Genomic DNA, 18,815 nt, shown 5'->3' with positions numbered 1-18,815 from the left:
GGGAAGGGAAGAAGCTGGCGCAGAGCGCCTTTTCCGTCATTGCGAGCGCAGCGAAGCAATCCAGGGCCGGGGGCGCGATGCTGGAAAGAGCCGCACGCTCGGCCAAATGGATGGCTTGGTCGCTGCGATCCTCGGGAAGACGGAGGAGGTGCGCGTCCCTCACCCCAAGCCTCTCCCGGCTAGCGGGGAGAGGGCGGGCTCGCGCTCCCGGGCTCAGCCCTTGCGCTTGTCCGCCTTGTGGGCCCGCTTCGGCCCCATCGGCCGGCGCTTGTCGGCGTCCTTGCCGGGCTTGCCCGCGGCCTTGTCGAACCGCGCCGCCTTGGCGAAAGGCGGCTTCTCCGCCCCGTCCTCGCGCGGCCGCCGCGGCTTGAACGGAGGCTTCTCGCCCGCGAAGTCCGGCCGTGGCCCGCGTTCGCGCCGCCCGTCCGGGCGCTCGCCCTCGGGCCCGTCCCGGAAGCGCCGCGGCGGCCGGTTGCGCCCGCCCTCGGACCGCTCGCGGTCGCCGAATTCCGGCGCCTCGCTCCGGTCGATGCGGATGTCCTCGCCCTTGCCGCCCTTGCCCAGCGCCACCTCGGCGAAGCGATCCGCGGCCTCCTCGGCCACCTCGAAGCGCGTCTCCCGGTCGAAGATGCGGATCGCCCCGATCTCCTTCTTGGTGATGTGCCCGCGGCGGCAGATGATCGGCAGGAGCCAGCGCGGGTCGGCGTTGTTGCGCCGGCCGATGCTCAGCCGGAACCAGACCGTCGGCCCCGAGGGGCCGCGCTCCGCCTTGAGTGGGTCGTAGGACGAGCGCGGCTCGTCGGACTCCCGCGCCTCGCGGCCGCGCCGCTCCCGGGCCGGCCCCTCGCGCTGCGGGCCGCCGTCATACACCTCCTCCGGCTCGGGCAGGCGCGAGCGCATCGAGCGCACGAAAGCGGCCGCGATGTCCTCCGCCGAGTGCTGCGCAAGCAGCAGGCGCGCGGTGGCGACGTCCTCCTCCGAGCTCTCGTCGGCGAACACCGGGTCCTGCAGCAGGCGCTCCTGGTCCCGCTGGCGCACCTGCTCGGCGGAGGGCGGCCCGAGCCACTGCGCTTCTACGCCGGCCTGGTCCAGGAGCATCTCGGCCCGGCGCCGCCGGTTGAACGGCACGATCAGCACGCAAACGCCCTTGCGCCCGGCCCGGCCCGTGCGGCCGCTGCGATGGAGCAGCGCGTCGCGCCCGCGCGGCAGCTCGGCGTGGATCACGAGGTCGAGCCCCGGCAGGTCGATGCCGCGCGCCGCCACGTCCGTCGCCACGCAGACCCGGGCGCGCCCGTCGCGCAGCGCCTGCAGGGCGTGGTTGCGCTCGTTCTGGCCCATCTCGCCCGACAGGGCGACGGCCGCGAAGCCGCGCTCGGCCAGGCTGCCGTGCAGCTTCCGCACCGCTTCGCGCGTGTGGCAGAACACGATGGCGGCGTGGGCGTCGAAATAACGGAGCACGTTCACGACGGCGTGCTCGGTCTCGCTCGGGGCGACCCTAACGGCCTTGTAGTCGATGTCCGCATGCGGCTGGCTGCGGTCGACGGTGTCGATGCGGAACGCGTCGCGCTGGAACCGCTTGGCCAGGATCGCGATGTCCTTGGCGATGGTGGCGGAGAACAGCAACGTCCGCCGCTCCACCGGGGCGGCGTCCAGGATGAACTCCAGGTCCTCCCGGAACCCCAGGTCCAGCATCTCGTCCGCCTCGTCGAGCACGACCGCGCGGAACTGCGACGGGTCCAGGCGTCCGCGCTCGAGGTGGTCGCGCAGGCGCCCGGGCGTGCCCACCACGACGTGGCACCCGTCCGCCAGCGCCCGCGCCTCGCGCCGCACGTCCATGCCGCCCACGCACGAGATGATGCGCGCGCCCGCGGGCGCGTAGAGCCACGCGAGCTCCCGCTGCACCTGCAGGGCGAGCTCGCGCGTGGGCGCGATCACCAGCGCCAGCGGCTCCGCGGGCGCCCCGAAGCGCTCGGCCTCGCCCAGGAGCGTGGACACGAGCGCGAGCCCGAACGCCACCGTCTTGCCCGAGCCCGTCTGCGCAGAGACGAGCAGGTCCCTGTCCTGCGCCTCCGGCGCCAGCACGGCGGCCTGGACGGCTGTGGGCTCCTCGTACCCTCGCTCGGCGAGGGCGCGGGCGACGCTTGGGTGGGTCGTGGGGAAGGGCATACGGGTCCGATCGGGAAACGGGCAGGGGCCTTCGGCCTGCGGGCGGGCGGAAGGGGGCGTCTGGAGGAGGCGCTTGAGTGTGCTGAGAGCGCTATCCGCCATGGGCCGCCCCGTCAACCGTTCGGGCGTCTGGACAGATCCTGATCCCTATGCGACCCAAGGCGCGACGGCCGGTAAACATTGACGAATAGGTATTCCATGACGGATCGACAGGCCCTTTTCGCCGCCCTGAAGCAGGCGGCTGCCGCCAAACCCGCCATTGCCCCGCTTTTCGAGCAGGATTCTGGCCGTTTCGCCTCTTTCTCGCGCCGGGCGGCCGGCCTCACGCTGGACTTCTCCAAGACGGCCCTGACGACCCGGTCGCTCGGCCAGCTTCTCGCGCTCGCGCGCGCCTGCGACGTCGAAGGCCGCCGCGACGCCATGTTCGGCGGCGAGACGATCAACAACACCGAGAGCCGCAGCGTCCTCCACGTGGCCCTGCGCAACGCGCCCGACCGCCCCATCGCCGTGGACGGCCGGGACGTCATGCCGGAAGTGACGAAGGAGCTCGGCCGCGTCTGCGCCTTTGCGGAGAGCGTGCGCTCCGGCGCGGTGAAGGGCTCTGGCGGCGCCGGCATCACCGACGTGGTCAACATCGGCATCGGCGGCTCGGACCTCGGGCCGGTGATGGCGACCCTGGCGCTCGCGCCCTATCACGACGGCCCTCGCACCCATTTCGTGTCCAACGTGGACCCGGCCCACCTGGCGGACACCCTCAAGAGCCTGGACCCGGCCACCACCCTCTTCATCGTGGCCTCCAAGACCTTCACCACGGCCGAGACCATGGCCAACGCCCAGGCCGCCCGCGCCTGGGTGGCGAAGGCGCTGGGCGAGGCGGCCGTGAAGGACCACTTCTGCGCCGTGTCCACGGCCCTTAAGCATGTCGAGGCCTTCGGCATCGGGGCCGACCGCATGTTCGGCTTCTGGGATTGGGTCGGCGGCCGCTATTCGCTGTGGTCCAGCATCGGCCTGTCGATCGTCATGGCGGTCGGCGAGGCGAATTTCCGCGCATTCCTGGGCGGCGCCCGCGCCATGGACGAGCATTTCCGCACGGCGCCGCTCGCCGACAACCTGCCCGTGCTGATGGGGCTCGTCGGCGTGTGGCACCGCAACGGCTGCGGCTACCCCGCCCGGGCCGTGCTGCCCTACGAGCAGCGCCTCGTCCGCCTGCCGGCCTACCTGCAGCAGCTCGAGATGGAGTCCAACGGCAAGAGCGTGACCCGTGACGGCGCTCCTGTGCGGTGGCCCACAGGCCCGCTGGTCTGGGGCGAGCCCGGCACCAACGGCCAGCACGCCTTCTACCAGCTGCTGCACCAGGGCACGGACGTGATCCCGGCCGAGTTCCTGGTCGGGGCGGAGGGCCACGAGCCCGATCACGCCGACATGCACGCCATGCTGGTCGCCAACTGCCTCGCCCAGTCGGAGGCCCTGATGCGCGGCCGCACCCGCGACCAGGCCCGCGACCAGCTGCTCGCCATGGGCCGCTCGGAGGCCGACGCCGACCGCGTCGCGCCGCACCGCGTGTTCCCCGGCGACCGGCCGTCGGTGACGATCCTGTACCGCAAGCTGGATCCCGCCACGCTCGGGGCGATCATCGCGCTCTACGAGCACCGCGTCTTCGTCGAAGCCGCCATCTACGACATCAACGCCTACGACCAGTGGGGCGTGGAGCTCGGCAAGGAGCTGGCGACGGCCTTCCTGCCGCTCGTCACCGGCGAAAAGGCGGACGCGCCCGCCAGCACCAAGGGCCTCGCCGAGGCCCTGCGGGCCTTGCAGGGTTAGGCGGCGCAGGCGCGCGCCCCTCCGCCCCTGTAACGCTTCGTCGCTCCGCTCCTCGCATGGACGGGAGCATCGCACGCCACACCCTCCCCTCGAGGGGGAGGGTCGCCGCGCAGCGGCGGGGTGGGGTGGCGCCGGGCGTGGCGCTCAGGTCCTGCCAGCGCCTGCACGCGCCCTCGCCGGGCGCGGGTCACCCCTCCCCGCCGGCCTTCGGCCGTCGACCCTCCCCCTCGCAGGGGAGGGTGGCGCTTCGCGCCGACTTCGCGCGTCGCTCCGCTCCTCGCCAGGGCGGCGGCGTTTCCGCCGTCATCCCCGGCGGCTTGCGCAGCAAGCCGGGAAGGGGATCCAGGGGAACGCGCTCATGGCCCTGGATCCCTCCCCCTCCGCGGCGTCGCCGCTCCGGCCGGGGATGATGGCGAGTTTTCTTCGGCGTGCGGAAAAGCTTTGGCGTGCGTACAGTCCACGCGCTTCGCGCCGGGCGTAAATCCCGCTAAGCATGGGGCAACAAACGATCCTGGGAGGTCCGCCGCCATGCAAACCCGCTCCTTCATCACGCCGCATGGGGCCAGGCTCGACGTGAGCCTGATGGGCTTCGGCGCCGCCCCGTTGGGCGACCTCTACGAGCGCCTGGACGAGCGCGAGGCGCTGGCCACCCTGGAGGCCGCGCATGACGCGGGCGTCACCCTGTTCGACGCCTCGCCCCACTACGGCAACGGCCTCGCGGAGGTCCGCTGCGGCGCGGTTTTGCGTCGCTTCCCCCGGGACAGCGTCGTGTTCTCCACCAAGGTCGGCCGGGTGATGGACCCGTTCTCCGCCGTCGAGAAGCCGCGCGACGACGTGATCTCGCCCGGCTTCGCCGGTGGTTTCCCGCACCGGGCGCGTTTCGACTACTCCTATGACGGCACGATGCGCTCCGTTGAGCAGTCGCTCCTGCGCACAGGCTTCGACCGCATCGACATCCTGCTCATTCACGACGTCGACGTCTGGACCCACGGGAGCGACTTCGAGCGCCGCTTCGGCGAGGCCATGGGCGGCGCCTACCGGGCGCTGGACGAGCTGCGCCGGACGGGCTTCTGCAAGGCGATCGGGGTGGGGATCAACGAGGCCGACGTGTCGGCCCGCTTCCTGCGCGAGGGTGATTTCGACGTCACCCTGCTGGCCGGGCGCTATTCCCTGCTGGAGCAGCCCGCGCTGGAGGAGTTCCTGCCGCTCGCCGTGCAGAAGAAGGTCGGCGTCATGCTGGGCGGGGTATTCAACTCGGGCATCCTGGCGACCGGCGCCGCGCCGGGCGCCAAGTTCAACTACGCCCCGGCGCCCGCCGACATCCTCGAGCGCGTCCGCCGCATCGAGGCCGTCTGCGCCCGCCACGGCGTCCCCCTGCGGCAGGCCGCGCTCGCCTTCGCGGCCGCGCACCCGGCCGTCATCTCGGTGGTGATCGGCGCCGTGAAGCCGGGCGAGATCCGCGCCAACGCGGCGGACGTCAACGCCGCCATCCCGCCGGCGCTGTGGTCGGAGCTGAAGGGCGAAGGCCTCCTGGCGCAGGACGCTCCGACGCCCTAACGGATTAAGGCTCCGTCATTGCGAGGAGCGCAGCGACGAAGCAACCCAGGGCCGCGCGCCTGGACCTCCAGCCATCCCTTCCGTCATCCCCGGCGACCCGCGCAGCGGGTCGGGAAGGGGATCCAGGGGAGAGCGCGTTTGCCCTGGATCCCCTTCCCCTCCGCGGCTTCGCCGCTCCGGCCGGGGATGACGGCGGAACTTCCTCGGCAAGGCAGGCGCGGCGATCGGACAGGCCTCAGCAACATTCGTTCGCGGCGACCCCTTCCGGCGTTCGTATCTGGCATGCGCCGGCGCGGCGATCCGGCGATTTCATTTCGGGACAGGTTGAGGTAGACCTCCTGCCCGAGAAAAACTCCGCCCGAGGATCGCCCCGTGCCCGCTTATCGTTCCCGCACCACCACCCACGGTCGCAACATGGCCGGCGCCCGCGGCCTGTGGCGCGCCACCGGCATGAAGGACAGCGACTTCGGCAAGCCGATCATCGCGATCGCCAACTCCTTCACCCAGTTCGTGCCCGGCCACGTGCACCTGAAGGACCTCGGCCAACTGGTGGCGCGCGAGATCGAGAAGGCCGGCGGCGTCGCCAAGGAGTTCAACACTATCGCGGTGGACGACGGCATCGCCATGGGCCACGACGGCATGCTCTACAGCCTGCCCTCGCGCGAGATCATCGCCGACAGCGTCGAGTACATGGTCAACGCCCACTGCGCCGACGCGCTGGTGTGCATCTCCAACTGCGACAAGATCACCCCCGGCATGCTGATGGCGGCGCTGCGCCTCAACATCCCGGTGGTCTTCGTCTCGGGCGGCCCCATGGAGGCCGGCAAGTACATCGCCGAGTCCGCCGGCAACACGACGCGCAAGGTCGACCTCATCGACGCCATGATCGCGGCGGCCGACGACAAGGTGTCGGACGAGGAGGTCAAGGTCATCGAGCGCTCGGCCTGCCCGACCTGCGGCTCCTGCTCGGGCATGTTCACGGCCAACTCCATGAACTGCCTCACCGAGGCGCTCGGCCTGGCGCTGCCCGGCAACGGCTCCACCCTCGCCACCCACGCCGACCGCGAGCGCCTGTTCGTGGAGGCCGGCCACCTCGTGGTGGACCTGGCGCGCCGCTACTACGAGCAGGACGACGCCAGCGTGCTGCCGCGCAATATCGCGAACTTCAAGGCGTTCGAGAACGCCATGACGCTCGACATCGCCATGGGGGGCTCCACCAACACCGTGCTGCACCTGCTGGCGGCGGCCTTCGAGGCCAAGGTCGACTTCACCATGGCGGACATCGACCGGCTGTCCCGCCGCGTGCCCGTGCTCTGCAAGGTCGCCCCGTCGGTCGCCAACGTCCACATGGAGGACGTGCACCGCGCCGGAGGCATCATGGCGATCCTGGGCCAGCTCGAGAAGGCGGGCCTCATCGACACGAGCGTGGGCTCCGTCCATAGCCCGAGCCTCGCTGACGCCATCGCCCGCTGGGACATCTCCCGCACGGAGAGCGAGACCGTGCGCACCTTCTACCGCGCCGCGCCGGGCGGCGTGCCGTCGCAGACGGCCTTCAGCCAGAGCCGCCGCTACGACGACCTCGATCTCGACCGCCAGAACGGCGTCATCCGCGACATGGAGCACGCTTATTCCCGGGACGGCGGCCTCGCCGTGCTCACCGGCAACATCGCGCTCGACGGCTGCATCGTGAAGACGGCCGGCGTGGACGCCAGCATCCTGAAGTTCACCGGCCCCGCCCGCGTCTTCGAGAGCCAGGATTTGGCCGTGAAGGGCATCCTGGGCGGCGACGTGAAGCCCGGCGAGGTGGTGGTCATCATCTACGAAGGCCCGCGCGGCGGCCCCGGCATGCAGGAGATGCTCTACCCGACGAGCTATCTGAAGTCCCGCGGCCTCGGGAAGGCCTGCGCGCTGGTCACGGACGGCCGCTTCTCGGGCGGCAGCTCGGGCCTCTCCATCGGCCACTGCTCGCCGGAGGCGGCGGAGGGCGGCCTGATCGGCCTGGTGCAGACCGGCGACACGATCGAGATCGACATCCCGAACCGCACCATCAACCTCGCCGTGCCCCAGGCCGAACTCGACCGGCGCAGGCAGGAGATGGAGGCTCGCGGCCCGCAGGCCTGGAAGCCGGCCACGCGCGAGCGCAAGGTCTCCATGGCGCTGAAGGCCTACGCGGCCCTCACCACCAGCGCCGCCAAGGGCGCGGTGCGCGTCGTACCGGAATAACCGCTAGTCGGCGCGGCGCCTCCGCACGGGCGCGCCGGCCACCGTGGTCCACACCCACGAAGTCGACGACTGTTCCTGCCCCTGCAGGCGCAGCACGCGCGGCCCCGCGTCGACCACCCGGACCATCATCGCGGGGAGGCTGTTCGGCGGCGAATGCGCGCCGACCGTGACCCACTTGAACGACCGCGGCGCGAAGGCATGCACGCCAGATTGTTAATGGCCGATAATATAGTGCCAACGCCCCGTGTGGCGGTCGCCGGGGCGCGCCCTGGCGACAGGCCGGGAACTCGGAGCGTGGTCAAACGCTTGCTGTCGGCCTCGGAGGAGAACCGAACGATGCCCACAGCCCAACAGACTTTCACCGACGAGAACGCGGCCCGGCAGGCCATGCGCGCCCTGATCAGGCGTGGCTACAACAAGGCGGGCGTCGCCCTGCGGCGACCCGCCAACGGCGGCGCCTTCACGGTGTCGGTGGATGTGGACGCCGCGGACACCGCGGCTGCGCGCATCCTCGAGCAGGCGGCCCGGGGCAGCCCGACCGTCAGCCAGGCCCGCGAGATGGTCACCGCCAACCCAGTCGGAGCGCTTGTGGCGGCCTTCGTGGCCGGCTACGCGGCGCGCCTCCTGCTGCGGTGAGGAGCGGGGCGCCTCAGCGGCGCCGCTTCAGGCGGCGGTAATTGGCGCCCACGTGGCGCCGATAGCGTTTCAGCACCTTGTGGCCGGAGCCGCCCGCCGCCAGCGTGGCCCCGGCCTCCCAGGCCGCGGCGATCTTCTCGTTCACCATCAGGGTGGCTTCCAGCGCCGCCGCCGGGCCTCCCGCGCTGAGCTTGGCCAGCCGCAGTCCGATCACCTGTTGGGCCTCGAACGTCAGCATGGCTGCATCGTAGCCGTAGTTCATCCAGCTCAGCATCATGGCTCGCTCGTGTTTGTGGGCTTCGGAGCTTCAATCCCCGAGCGCTCGGATCGTTCGCCGGCCTGACCGCGACGACGCGGCGCAGGCTCTGCTACCAGCTGAGCCCGAACCGGACGGCGTCGTAGATCCCCGCGTGAATGTTGCGGGAGGCGACCGCGTCCCCTATGCGGTAGAGGGTAAAGCCGTCAATTGCATGGTTGATCGGAAAGGGATCCGCTCCGGCGATGAGGGCCCGGTAGTCGACCGCGCCTCCGTTCCGCGACAGGGGCTTGAGCGCGAGATACAGGTCGTCCAGCGGCAGGGTTCCGTGCTCGACCACCACCTGGTCCACCCGCCTCTCGGCGCTCCAGCCGGGCGCGAAGTCGGACCCCAGCGTCGCCACCAGCGCGTTTCCGTCCCGGCGCACGCTGCGCAGGCGCGTGTTGATCGTGACCGTGACGCCCCGTTCGTGGAAGGCCTTCATGTAGGGGACGTGGTTCATGCCGCCCATCTCGGGCGCGAAGAAGCGCTCGGGCGAGACGAGCTCCACGGCGGAGCCCGCCCGCGCCGCGACCTCGGCGGCGCTCATCCCCTGGTGACCGCCATTGTCGTCATAGACGAGCACGTTCGCGCCCGGGGCCACGGTCCCGGCCAGGATGTCCCAGGACGACGTGACGAGGTCGTCGCCTCCGGCGAGCGGGGGGGTCTGCGGCACGCCGCCGGTGGCGACGATCACCACCTCCGGGTCGAGCGCCGTCACGTCCTCGGCCTCCGCCCAGACATGGGTGCGGATCTCGACCTCGAGCCGCTCCAGTTCGGCCACGCGCCAGTCGATGATGCCGATCATGTCCCGGCGGCGCGGGTTCTTGGTCAACAGCAGCACCTGCCCGCCCGGTTGGGCGGCGGCCTCCAGCACGGTCACGCGATGGCCGCGCTCCGCCGCGACCCGCGCCGCCTCCAGCCCCGCGGGACCAGCGCCTACCACCACGACGCGCTTGCCGGGCGCCGGGGAGGGCGGGATGTCGTGCGGGATCGTCGCCTCGCGCCCGGTGGCCGCATTGTGGATGCACAGCGCCTCGCCGCCCTCGTAGATGCGGTCGAGGCAGTAGGTGGCGCCCACGCAGGGCCGGATCCGGTGCTCCTGCCCGTTGCGGACCTTGGCCACGATATGCGGGTCGGCGATGTGGGCCCGGGTCATGCCGACCATGTCGAGCTTGCCCTCCGCGATGGCGTGCCGCGCCGTGGCGACGTCCGCGATCCGGGAGGCGTGAAAGACCGGGAACTTCGTCTCAGCCCGTACCTCGCCCGCGAAATCCAGGTGCGGCGAGGACGGCATGCCGGCGATGGGGATCACGCCGGTGAGCGCCGCGTCCGTGTCGATATGGCCGCGGATGAGGTTGATGAAGTCGAATCTGCCGGAGGCCGCGACCCGCCGCGCGATCTCCACCCCCTCGTCCCGGCTGAGCCCCTGGTCCCAGTCCTCGTCCGCCACCATGCGGATGCCCACGATGAAATCCGGCCCGACCGCCTGCCGGACCGCATCGATCACCCGCCACGTGAACCGGAGCCGGTTGTCCAGGGAGCCGCCGTAGTCGTCATCGCGCTTGTTGGTGGCCGGCGACCAGAACTGGTCCATGAAGTGGCCGTAGGCCTCGAACTCGATCCCGTCGAGCCCCGCGGCCTGCATGCGTTGCGCGGCCGCGGCGTAGTCCGCCACGATCCGGTCGATGTCCCAGTCCTCCGCCTGCTTGGGGAAGGCCCGATGGGCGGGCTCCCGGACCGGGGAGGGGGCCAGCACAGGTAGCCAGTCGGCCTTGTTCCAGCCGGTGCGGCGGCCCAGATGCGTGAGCTGGATCATCACCGCGCAGTCATGCGCGTGGCAGTCGTCGGCGAGACGCTTCAGCCAGGGCGTGATCTCATCCCTGTATGCGTGCAGGTTGCCGAACGCGGCCGGGCTGTCTGGCGACACGATCGCTGACCCCGCCGTCATGGTGAGCGCCAGCCCGCCCTTGGCCTTCTCCAGGTGGTAGAGGCGGTATCGGTCCTTGGGCAGCCCGTCCTCCGAATAGGCCGGCTCGTGCGCCGTCGACATGACGCGGTTCTTCAGCGTCAGGTGCTTCAGGCGATAGGGCTGGAGCAGGGGGTCGGTGGACATGGCTTCACCTTGACGAACGAGACGGCCCTAAACTCTCAACCGTCCTTGCGAGGAGCGCAGCGACGAAGCAATCCAGGAGCCACGGACGCGGACGTCATCGTTTCGCGCCTGCGACTCCTGGATTGCTTCGCTTCGCTCGCAATGACGAGCCAAGGCTTCCCACCCTCCCCTGGAGGGGGGAGGGTCGGCCCGAAGGGCCGTGGTGGGGTGACGGCTGGCGTGGAACGACCGCGCTGAAGTTCTGCAAGCGCCCTTGCCGGGCGCGGCGCCACCCCACCCCGCCGGCCTGCGGCCGTCGACCCTCCCCCTCAAGGGGAGGGTGGGGGGCCGCGCTTCGCCGGCCTCGAGAGGAGCACAGCGAGAACGCCATCCAGGGACGGCGGAACGTCGTCCATGCAGGGATGAGCCCGACCGGACTGCGTTGCTTCGCCTTCGGCTCGCAATGACGGACCTAGTACCACGCATCCGGCGCCTCGCCTTTGCGCCGGGCCACGAAGTCCCGAAGCGCCTCGTCGACGCCCTCGTCCAGCGCCGGCGGCTCATAGTCGGCGAGGCGCTTTTTCCAGAGCCGGTTGGCGCGTTGGGCGGCGTCGACCGAACCGCCCGCTTCCCACTTCTCGAACGGGTCGTTGTCGGCGAGCTCTGAATCCCAGAACGCGGTCTGGTAGTGTCCCATGGTGTGGGCGCAGCCGAAGAAGTGGCCCCCGGGGCCGACCTCCCGGAAGGCGTCCAGCGCGAGCTGGTCGTCGTCGACCTGCACGCCGTCGCAATAGGTGTGCAGGGCGCCGCACAGGTCCGTGTCCAGCACGAACTTTTCGTAGGACATGGACAGGAGCCCATCCAGGAAACCGGCCGAATGGAGGATGAAGTTCGCCCCGCAATGGATGGCGGCGAGCATCGACATCGTGCCCTCGGTCATCGCCTGGGCGTCGGGCAACTTCGAGGTGGTGAAGTTGCCCGAGCAGCGCAGCGGCAGATTGAGCCGGCGCGCCAGCTGACCGATCACCATGGAGCCGATGGCCGGCTCCGGCGTCCCGAAGGTGGGCGAGCCCGACCGCATGGCCATGGAGGACAGGAAGTTGCCGAAGATCACCGGCGCGCCCGGCCGCTCCAGCTGCGTCAGCGCGCAGCCCGCCATGGTCTCGGCCAGCGACTGCGCGATCGCGCCCGCATTGGTGACAGGCCCCATGGCCCCGCCGAGGATGAACGGGACGACGACGCCCGCCTGGTTGGCGCGCGCGTAGGCGCGCAGCGCCTTGGTCATCGTGCCGTCCCATACCAGCGGCGAGTTCACGTTGACGTTGCCCAGAATGACGCAGTTCTGGTCGGTGAAGTCGTCCCCGAACAGGATGCGCGCCATCGCGACGGAGTCTTCGGCCCGGCCCTCCGCCGTGACCGAGCCCATGAAGGCCCGGTCGGAATAACGGATGTGGCTGTAGACCATGTCCAGGTGGCGCTTGTTCACCGGCACGTCGACCGGTTCGCAGATCGTCCCACCCGAGTGGTGCAGCCACGGCGAGGACTGGGCGAGCCTGATGAAGTTCTGGAAGTCTTCCAACGTGCCGTAGCGCCTGCCCTTGTCGAGGTCCATCACGAAGGGCGAGCCGTACGCGGGCGAGAACACCACGGCGTCGCCGCCGATCTCGACCGAGCGCGCCGGGTTGCGGGCGTGCTGGGTGAACCGCGCCGGCGCCGTCTTGAGGACCTCCCGCAGCATTCCGGGCTCGAAGCGGACCCGCACGCCGTCCAACTTGGCGCCCGCGCGCCGCCACAGGTCCAGCGCCGCAGGGTCGTCCCGGAACTCGATGCCGATCTCGGCCAGGATGCGGTCGGCCGCGGACTCGATCTTGAGCAGGTTCTCTTCGGAGAGGATGTCGTAAGGCGGGATGTTGCGGCGGATGAAGGGCCGCCCGAGGCCCTGTCCGCGCCCGCGGCCCTCCCGAGCCGCCCCGCGCCCGCCCCGCTCGCGCCGACGCCCCGCGACTGCCTGGCCTTGCCCGGACTCGTCCATGTCCGCCCCTCCGTTACGAAAGGGGACCGCCGCCGCGGATGCGCGGCTTGTCCCGGCGCGACCGCGAGTGGCGCGCCGGCGTCACTGCTGTAATCCCCTCTCCGCAAGCGGGAGAGGGGGGCGTCTACGACACCTCGGCGCCATCGCGCCATCCCGCTGCAGAGCCGCGCCGCCCTTGTCGCTGCCCCAGCCCCCCAAGCCTGCCCCAGCCTCAGCCACGCAAGCCCGCCTCTGCGCGCCTGCACAGCCGCGCCCCTTTTCCCCGGCCCGGAACCGAAGCAGGATGCCGCCCCCGATCCAGCCCCTTACAGGCAGGAGCATCCCCCGATGACCGATTTGTCCGCTTTCCCCATCGCGAAGCGCTGGCCCGCCCAGCATCCCGAGCGCCTGCAGCTCTATTCGACGCCCACGCCGAACGGCGTGAAGGTGTCGATCATGCTGGAGGAGGTGGGGATGCCCTACGAGCCGCACTTCATCAACATCGGCGCGAATGAGACCTGGGGGCCGGAGTTCCTGGCCCTGAACCCGAACGGCAAGATCCCGGCGATCATCGATCCGGACGGCCCCGGCGGGAAGCCGCTCGGCCTGTTCGAGTCCGGCGCCATCCTGGTCTACCTGGCCGAGAAGTCCGGAAAGCTCCTGCCGACCGACCCGGCGCGGCGCTACGAGACGCTTCAGTGGCTGTTCTTCCAGATGGCCGCCGTTGGGCCGATGTTTGGGCAGCTCGGCTTCTTCCACAAGTTCGCCGGCCGCGAAATCGAGGACAAGCGGCCGCTGGAGCGCTACCGGGCCGAGTCGCAGCGCCTGCTCGGCGTGCTGGAGCAGCGGCTGACCGGGCGGCAGTGGATGATGGGCGACGAGTACACGATCGCGGACGTCTCGCTGCTGGGCTGGGTGCGGAACCTCATCGGCTTCTACGGGGCCGGCGAACTGGTCGAGTACGGCAAGCTGAAGGCCGTGCCGGCCTGGCTCGAGCGCGGCCTGGCGCGGCCCGCCGTGGAGCGCGGGCTGAACATCCCGGCGCGCCCGGCCTGAGGTTCAGCCCCTGGGCGGCGGTGGCTGCCGGGGGATCGCCCGCAGGTCGAACGGCGGCGGCGCGGCCGCCGCCGGGATGGCAAGCGCCGCCAGCATGTCGCGCCGGCCGGCGTCCCAGCGTTCGGCCAGCGTGACGGGCGAGAAGTCGAAGGGCGTGAGCGGGCTCGCGTCCTTCGGGTCCGGGCGGAACGCCAGGTGGAGCACCCGCACGCTGGCCGGCCCGTGCCGGCTGAGCGCGGCGTCGGCGCTGGTCTTGCGCAGGGCCGAGCGCAGCTCCTGCTCGGCGCGCCAGCCGGCGAGCGCCCGGCGCGTCTGGTTGCCGAAGGTGAGCTCGTTGCGCCGTGCGAAGCACTGCTCCAGCGTCGCCGGCGCGTAGCCGTCGCCGGCGTAGAGGTCGACCACGAAGCAGGTAAGGTCCTGCGCGTCGAGCTCCGGGGCTTCCTTCAGCGCCTCGATGGGCGCGTTGGCGTAGTAGCCGCCGTCGGCCAGGAGGCGCCCATCGATCTCCGTCATGGGAAAGTCGGGAAAGAATCCGGCCGAGGCGAGCAGGTGGTCCGGGCCGATGCGGTCGCCGCGGGCGGTGTCAAAGGTCACGGGCTCGCCGCTGACCACGTCCGTGGCCGTGAGCGTGAAGCGGATGGTGGCGTCGTTCAGCCGCTCGTAGTCGATCAACTCGGCCAGCGAGCGGCGCAGGGGGGTGAGGTCGTAGAGGCCCGGATAGGCGTTGGTCCCTGCGAAGCCGAAGAAGTTGGGCGTGAACCGGCCCGGGCTGCCGAGCAGGCGCGCCTGCAGGGCGCTGAGCCACTTGGCCCCCGGGGGCCACGCCAGGGCAGGGGCCGGGGAGGTGGGCCAGAACCCGCTTTCCCAGAACGCCTTCAGCCGCTCCAGCCGCCGCTCGGGCGGGTTCCCGGCCACTATGGCGGCGTTGACCGCGCCCACGGAGGCGCCCAGAAACCAGTCCACGTTGCGGCCCGCCTCGGCCAGCGCCTCGTAGGCGCCGCCCTGGTAGGCGCCGAACCCGATCCCGCCTGCGAAAACGACCGCCGTGACCGCCATGGCCCGCCCTCCTGCTGCGTCGCAGCGAACGTGCGGGCGCCTTCGCGGTTCCAGCGTGGGCGGCGCCTAGGCGGCCGGCAGGCAGGCCGGACCGATGGGCTCGAAGCTCTTGTAGACGAGCGCGAACTCCTGGTGGCCCAGCTCCTCCGACTTGGTGCGCCCGCCCTGGCCGAGCCCGACGACGAGATCCCGGATCTCGCGCCCGACCTCGTCCAGCGTGGCCGCGCCCTCCAGGATGCGGCCGGCGTCCACGTCCATGTCGTCCGCCATGCGGCGGTAGGTCTCCGGGTTGGCGCAGATTTTCACCACGGGCGAGATCGCCGACCCCACCACGGAGCCGCGCCCAGTCACGAACAGCACCGCATGCGCCCCGCAGGCGATCAGCTCCGCGATCTCGGCCGTGTCGTTGATGTTGGGGAAGCCGAAGCGGACCTCGCCGTCCGGCACCACGTCGAGCAGGTAGAGCCCGCCCCGCGGTGGCCGGTCTGCGGGCTTGAGCAGGCCCGAGATGGGGGAGGAGCCCGACTTGGCGTAGGCGCCCATCGACTTCTCCTCGATCGTGGAGAGCCCGCCGTCGGCGTTGCCGGCCGCGAAGGAGCCGTAGCCCAGCGTGGCGTAGTAGCGCGCCGCCTTGGCGACGCTCGCCTCCAGCACGCGCCCCAGCTCCGGCGTCACGGCCCGACTCGCCATTATGTGCTCGCAGCCGATGAGCTCGCCGGTCTCCTCGAAGATGCAGGCCGCGCCCTCGCGGATCAGCTGATCGAAGGCGCGCCCCGCGGCCGGGTTGCCGGTGATCCCGGACGTCCCGTCCGAGCCGCCGCACACGGTGCCGACGACCAGCTCCTCGACACCCATCGGGACGGTCGGCGCCGACGCCAGGGCGCCGAGCTGCCCCTCGATCCAGGCGCGCCCCTCCGCGATGGAGGAGCGCGTGCCGCCCGCGGCCTGGATCACGATCGTCTCCACCGGCCGCCCGCTCTCCCGCACCGCGTGGGCGAGGCCGTACTTGTCGAAGCTTTCGCAGCCGAGCGACAGCAGCAGCACCGCTCCGACGTTCGGGTGCGTGCACAGCGCCTCCATCATGCGCTGGGCGTAGCCGTTCGGGTAGCAGCCCGGGAAGCCGATGAGATGGACGTCCCGGTCCCGGAAGGGCCAAGCGATCTCGCGCGCCACGTGGTGGGCGCACTCCACCAGATAGGCCACCACCAGGGTGTTGCGGATGCCCTTGCGGCCGTCCTGACGCGGAAAGCCGCGCATCGTCGCCTCGCCGCTCACGCCGCGTCTCCGTGCTTCGCCCGCGCCTCGTCCAGCGTGTAGGTGGGCGTGTAATCGCTCTGCAGGTTGTGCACATGCACATGCTCGCCCTGCGCGATCGCCGCCGTCGCCGAGCCGATCGGCGCGCCGTATTTCAGCACCTTGTCGCCCGGCCCGATGGGGCGGAACGCCAGCTTGTGGCCGAGCGGGACGTCCCCGAAAAGCGTCACCTCGCGCCCGCCCACCGCGACGCGATCGCCGGCGCGAAGCCGCTGGCGCACCACGACGACGTTGTCATCGGGGGATAGCAGGAGGAGGCGGGGATCGAGGCCGGTGGAGGGCATGGCGGAACCGTTGCATCGCGCCGGCGCCGGGCCGGCCCGGGCAGTTTAAACGGTTTGACGAGGCTCGCCACCCCTGCCGAGCGCTGGGGACGCCTCTCTCGTCCCTGCAGCGGAGGGAGAGGCGCCCGATCATTGCGGATCCTTGCGTGCCGGCCGAGGCCGGGCCTTCGCAACTTGGCATGGGTGTGATCAGAACGTTCGTTCAAGCCATGGCCGGCATGAAATCCAGGAACCCCGTGACGCTCTTCAGCCGCCCGTCCGCCACGGAGGCGTAGTCCGTGCCGCCCGCCAGGCCCTCGCCGTCCGCGGGGCCGAGCGTCCACGAGAACCGGATGTGGCCGGGATAGCCGTCGGCCTTGCCGGCGGGTTTGAACACCAGGCCCGGGAAGCGCTCCTGCACGGCGCCGATCAGGCCGGCGAGTTCGTCGTGGCCGGCGGCCTGCGCCATCGGGTCCACATAGGTCCCGTCCGCGGTCCAAAGCTCGGCCACGAGGGCGCGGCGGCGGGCGGGGTCGCGCTCGTTCCAGGCGGCGAGGTAGCGGGCGGCGAGGGCGGTTGCGTCGGTCATGGGGTGCTCCCGTGTTGGATGACGCCCCGACCGTGCCGCCTTGCTGGCCGCCCGTCGATTACCCGGGGGGTCATGGCGGCTCAGGCGCCGCCCGGCTAGGGTTGCGCCATGGACGCCCCCATCCTTGCCCCCGCCCCGCCCGCCTTCGGATCGCTGCTGCGCGAATGGCGGCAGCGCCGCCGCGTCAGCCAGCTCGACCTGGCGCTGGACGCGGAGATCTCCTCCCGCCACCTGAGCTTCCTGGAGACGGGCCGCTCGCGCCCGAGCCGGGAGATGGTGCTGCGGCTCTCCGAGCAGCTCGACCTGCCCCTGCGCGACCGCAACGCCCTGCTGCTCGCGGCGGGCTACGCCCCCGTCTACCCGGAGCGGACCTTGCAGGACCCCACGCTCGGCCCCGTGCGCGCCATGATCGACCGCGTGCTGAAGGGCCACGAGCCCTTTCCAGCCGTAGCTATCGACCGCCACTGGACGTTGATCGCCGCGAACGCGGCAGTAACCGCCTTGCTCGAAGGCTGCGACCCGGCGCTCCTGGCCCCGCCGGTGAACGTCCTGCGGCTCACGCTCCACCCGGCCGGCCTCAGCGGCCGGATCGTGAACCTGCCCGAATGGCGCGCCCACCTGCTGGAGCGCCTGCGCCGGCAGATCGCCCATAGCGCCGACCCGGCCCTGGACGCGCTTCTGTCCGAGCTGTGGACCTACCCGGTCCCCAGCACGGACGCCCGCCAGCCGCCCGGGGGCGGCGAGGCGGCCGAGATCGCAATTCCGTTCCAGATCGCCACACCCAGCGGCGTGCTGAGTTTCCTCAGCACCTCCATGGTGTTCGGCACGCCGCGGGACGTGACGGTGGCGGAACTTGCGATCGAGGCCTTCCTGCCCGCCGACGACGCCACGGCCGCCGCGCTCAATCCTCCACGAGGCGCTTGAGGGCGGCGAGCCGCTCGTCCCAGCGCTCGGACAAGGCCGCGAGGTCGCGCCCGAGATCCTCGATGGCGCCGGGCCGGATGGCGTAGAGGCTCTCGCGCCCAACCCTCTGCGCCTCGATGAGCCCGACGCCCTCCAGCACCCGCAGATGCTTGGTGATCGCCTGCCGGGTGAGGTCCGTCTGGTCGGCCAGGCTCGAGATGGAGCGCCGCGGCGTCGCCGCGAGCGCGTCCATCAGCCCCAGCCGGGTCTCGTCGCTCAGGGCGGCGAAGAGCGGGGCGAAGTCCGCCCATCTCCGCCGAGCCTCGGTGTGCTCAGCGCTCATGGTCCTTGAGGTAGGTCTCAATGTTGCGCAGCTGCGTCTCCCAGCCGCCTTCGTGCATGCGGAACGCCTCCGCCCGGCGCTCGGGCGGCAGCCGGTCGAAGCCGGACTCGACCACCGTGAGCCGGACGCCTTCCGGGATCTCCTGGAGGCGGAATTCCACCAGGGTGCGGGTCTCGGCCGCGTAGTCCCGGTTCGGATCGCAGGCGTAGGGATTCCAGCGGAACGCGAAATAGCTCTGCGGGTCCATGGTCTCGATATGGGCCTCGAAGCGCACATGCTCGTAGCCCGGATACAGGTTCATGCCGCGAGCCGCCTCGCCCGGGATGAACGGGCCGTTGATCTTCACCCGGAACCAGGTGCCGAACTGCTCGGAGTCGGTGAGGGCCCGCCAGACCCGGTCCTGCGAGGCCTTGAGGACGATGGATTTCTCGATGCGGTCAGTCATGCGCAACCTCCTGGTTGCGCATACCCTGACCCGCTTCCGGCC

16 protein-coding genes are annotated in these 18,815 nt (G+C 71.2%); 6 read left to right on the top strand and 10 right to left on the bottom strand.

Translation table 11 applies throughout. The annotated features are described in order from the left end of the window. Window positions 1-213: 213 nt before the first annotated feature. On the bottom strand, window positions 214-2,166 hold the full coding sequence (locus SLNSH_RS05135) for a DEAD/DEAH box helicase (RefSeq protein WP_106335593.1): 1,953 nt from the start codon (window positions 2,164-2,166) through the stop codon (window positions 214-216). A gap of 198 nt (window positions 2,167-2,364) precedes the next feature. Between SLNSH_RS05135 and pgi the strand changes: the two genes are divergently transcribed. The 4 genes from pgi to SLNSH_RS05110 all read left to right on the top strand — a co-directional run bounded on the left by pgi (window position 2,365) and on the right by SLNSH_RS05110 (window position 8,403). Further along, window positions 2,365-3,987, top strand: coding sequence for a glucose-6-phosphate isomerase (pgi, locus tag SLNSH_RS05130; protein WP_106335592.1), 1,623 nt, complete (start codon window positions 2,365-2,367; stop codon window positions 3,985-3,987). A 528-nt stretch (window positions 3,988-4,515) separates the two neighbouring features. Beyond that, window positions 4,516-5,544, top strand: a complete 1,029-nt coding sequence (locus SLNSH_RS05125; protein ID WP_106335591.1) for an aldo/keto reductase — start codon at window positions 4,516-4,518, stop codon at window positions 5,542-5,544. Between the two features lie 372 nt (window positions 5,545-5,916). Next, window positions 5,917-7,767: a dihydroxy-acid dehydratase gene (gene ilvD / locus SLNSH_RS05120; RefSeq protein ID WP_106335590.1), complete on the top strand. Its 1,851-nt coding sequence runs from the start codon at window positions 5,917-5,919 to the stop codon at window positions 7,765-7,767. Between the two features lie 336 nt (window positions 7,768-8,103). Beyond that, on the top strand, window positions 8,104-8,403 hold the full coding sequence (locus SLNSH_RS05110; protein ID WP_106335588.1) for a hypothetical protein: 300 nt from the start codon (window positions 8,104-8,106) through the stop codon (window positions 8,401-8,403). Between the two features lie 13 nt (window positions 8,404-8,416). On the opposite strand, the gene SLNSH_RS05105 is transcribed toward SLNSH_RS05110, so the two are convergent. The 3 genes from SLNSH_RS05105 to SLNSH_RS05095 all read right to left on the bottom strand — a co-directional run bounded on the left by SLNSH_RS05105 (window position 8,417) and on the right by SLNSH_RS05095 (window position 12,825). Further along, on the bottom strand, window positions 8,417-8,680 hold the full coding sequence (locus SLNSH_RS05105) for a hypothetical protein (RefSeq protein WP_106335587.1): 264 nt from the start codon (window positions 8,678-8,680) through the stop codon (window positions 8,417-8,419). Between the two features lie 91 nt (window positions 8,681-8,771). Beyond that, complete coding sequence (locus tag SLNSH_RS05100) at window positions 8,772-10,814, bottom strand: NADH:flavin oxidoreductase (protein ID WP_106335586.1); 2,043 nt, start codon at window positions 10,812-10,814, stop codon at window positions 8,772-8,774. A 451-nt stretch (window positions 10,815-11,265) separates the two neighbouring features. Next, entirely contained in the window at window positions 11,266-12,825 is a 1,560-nt protein-coding gene (locus tag SLNSH_RS05095) for a trimethylamine methyltransferase family protein (protein ID WP_106335585.1), read from the bottom strand. 327 nt (window positions 12,826-13,152) lie between these two features. Between SLNSH_RS05095 and SLNSH_RS05090 the strand changes: the two genes are divergently transcribed. Next, window positions 13,153-13,860, top strand: coding sequence for a glutathione S-transferase N-terminal domain-containing protein (locus SLNSH_RS05090; protein WP_106335584.1), 708 nt, complete (start codon window positions 13,153-13,155; stop codon window positions 13,858-13,860). 3 nt (window positions 13,861-13,863) lie between these two features. Here SLNSH_RS05090 and SLNSH_RS05085 read toward each other — a convergent pair whose 3' ends face one another. From SLNSH_RS05085 to SLNSH_RS05070, 4 genes are all read right to left on the bottom strand, one after another. Then, a complete protein-coding gene (locus tag SLNSH_RS05085; RefSeq protein WP_106335583.1) occupies window positions 13,864-14,916 on the bottom strand; it encodes a patatin-like phospholipase family protein in 1,053 nt (350 codons plus the stop codon). A 66-nt stretch (window positions 14,917-14,982) separates the two neighbouring features. Further along, window positions 14,983-16,191 (bottom strand): UxaA family hydrolase, encoded by a 1,209-nt coding sequence (locus SLNSH_RS05080; RefSeq protein WP_245422059.1) that lies wholly within the window; start codon window positions 16,189-16,191, stop codon window positions 14,983-14,985. Then, the gene (locus tag SLNSH_RS05075; RefSeq protein ID WP_106335582.1) at window positions 16,188-16,514 is read right to left on the bottom strand and encodes a UxaA family hydrolase; all 327 of its coding nucleotides are present in this window, start codon (window positions 16,512-16,514) and stop codon (window positions 16,188-16,190) included. The genes SLNSH_RS05080 and SLNSH_RS05075 overlap by 4 nt, the downstream gene beginning before the upstream one ends. Before the next feature lie 202 nt (window positions 16,515-16,716). After that, window positions 16,717-17,082: a nuclear transport factor 2 family protein gene (locus tag SLNSH_RS05070; RefSeq protein ID WP_106335581.1), complete on the bottom strand. Its 366-nt coding sequence runs from the start codon at window positions 17,080-17,082 to the stop codon at window positions 16,717-16,719. 108 nt (window positions 17,083-17,190) lie between these two features. Here SLNSH_RS05070 and SLNSH_RS05065 point away from each other — a divergent pair, with 108 nt between their 5' ends. Continuing rightward, complete coding sequence (locus SLNSH_RS05065; RefSeq protein WP_106335580.1) at window positions 17,191-18,006, top strand: helix-turn-helix domain-containing protein; 816 nt, start codon at window positions 17,191-17,193, stop codon at window positions 18,004-18,006. Here the strand turns inward: SLNSH_RS05065 and SLNSH_RS05060 are convergent. Both SLNSH_RS05060 and SLNSH_RS05055 read right to left on the bottom strand, forming a co-directional pair. After that, a complete protein-coding gene (locus tag SLNSH_RS05060) occupies window positions 17,984-18,328 on the bottom strand; it encodes an ArsR/SmtB family transcription factor (protein ID WP_106335579.1) in 345 nt (114 codons plus the stop codon). The two genes, SLNSH_RS05065 and SLNSH_RS05060, sit on opposite strands and share 23 nt — an antisense overlap. After that, the gene (locus tag SLNSH_RS05055; protein ID WP_106335578.1) at window positions 18,318-18,773 is read right to left on the bottom strand and encodes an SRPBCC family protein; all 456 of its coding nucleotides are present in this window, start codon (window positions 18,771-18,773) and stop codon (window positions 18,318-18,320) included. Before SLNSH_RS05055 ends, SLNSH_RS05060 begins: the two co-directional genes overlap by 11 nt. Window positions 18,774-18,815: the final 42 nt, after the last annotated feature.

Origin of the sequence: Alsobacter soli (assembly GCF_003004785.1) — a bacterium.
In the GTDB taxonomy this organism is placed as follows: domain Bacteria; phylum Pseudomonadota; class Alphaproteobacteria; order Rhizobiales; family Beijerinckiaceae; genus Alsobacter; species Alsobacter soli.
This window is presented reverse-complemented; position numbering and strand designations above follow the sequence as displayed.

Bases quoted from the DNA above. Each gene is read 5' to 3' on its own strand.
- SLNSH_RS05135 (WP_106335593.1), bottom strand. From the start codon at position 2,166: ATGCCCTTCCCCACGACCCACCCAAGCGTCGCCCGCGCCCTCGCCGAG.
- pgi (WP_106335592.1), top strand. From the start codon at position 2,365: ATGACGGATCGACAGGCCCTTTTCGCCGCCCTGAAGCAGGCGGCTGCC.
- SLNSH_RS05125 (WP_106335591.1), top strand. From the start codon at position 4,516: ATGCAAACCCGCTCCTTCATCACGCCGCATGGGGCCAGGCTCGACGTG.
- SLNSH_RS05110 (WP_106335588.1), top strand. From the start codon at position 8,104: ATGCCCACAGCCCAACAGACTTTCACCGACGAGAACGCGGCCCGGCAG.
- SLNSH_RS05105 (WP_106335587.1), bottom strand. From the start codon at position 8,680: ATGATGCTGAGCTGGATGAACTACGGCTACGATGCAGCCATGCTGACG.
- SLNSH_RS05100 (WP_106335586.1), bottom strand. From the start codon at position 10,814: ATGTCCACCGACCCCCTGCTCCAGCCCTATCGCCTGAAGCACCTGACG.
- SLNSH_RS05095 (WP_106335585.1), bottom strand. From the start codon at position 12,825: ATGGACGAGTCCGGGCAAGGCCAGGCAGTCGCGGGGCGTCGGCGCGAG.
- SLNSH_RS05090 (WP_106335584.1), top strand. From the start codon at position 13,153: ATGACCGATTTGTCCGCTTTCCCCATCGCGAAGCGCTGGCCCGCCCAG.
- SLNSH_RS05085 (WP_106335583.1), bottom strand. From the start codon at position 14,916: ATGGCGGTCACGGCGGTCGTTTTCGCAGGCGGGATCGGGTTCGGCGCC.
- SLNSH_RS05075 (WP_106335582.1), bottom strand. From the start codon at position 16,514: ATGCCCTCCACCGGCCTCGATCCCCGCCTCCTCCTGCTATCCCCCGAT.
- SLNSH_RS05070 (WP_106335581.1), bottom strand. From the start codon at position 17,082: ATGACCGACGCAACCGCCCTCGCCGCCCGCTACCTCGCCGCCTGGAAC.
- SLNSH_RS05065 (WP_106335580.1), top strand. From the start codon at position 17,191: ATGGACGCCCCCATCCTTGCCCCCGCCCCGCCCGCCTTCGGATCGCTG.
- SLNSH_RS05060 (WP_106335579.1), bottom strand. From the start codon at position 18,328: ATGAGCGCTGAGCACACCGAGGCTCGGCGGAGATGGGCGGACTTCGCC.
- SLNSH_RS05055 (WP_106335578.1), bottom strand. From the start codon at position 18,773: ATGACTGACCGCATCGAGAAATCCATCGTCCTCAAGGCCTCGCAGGAC.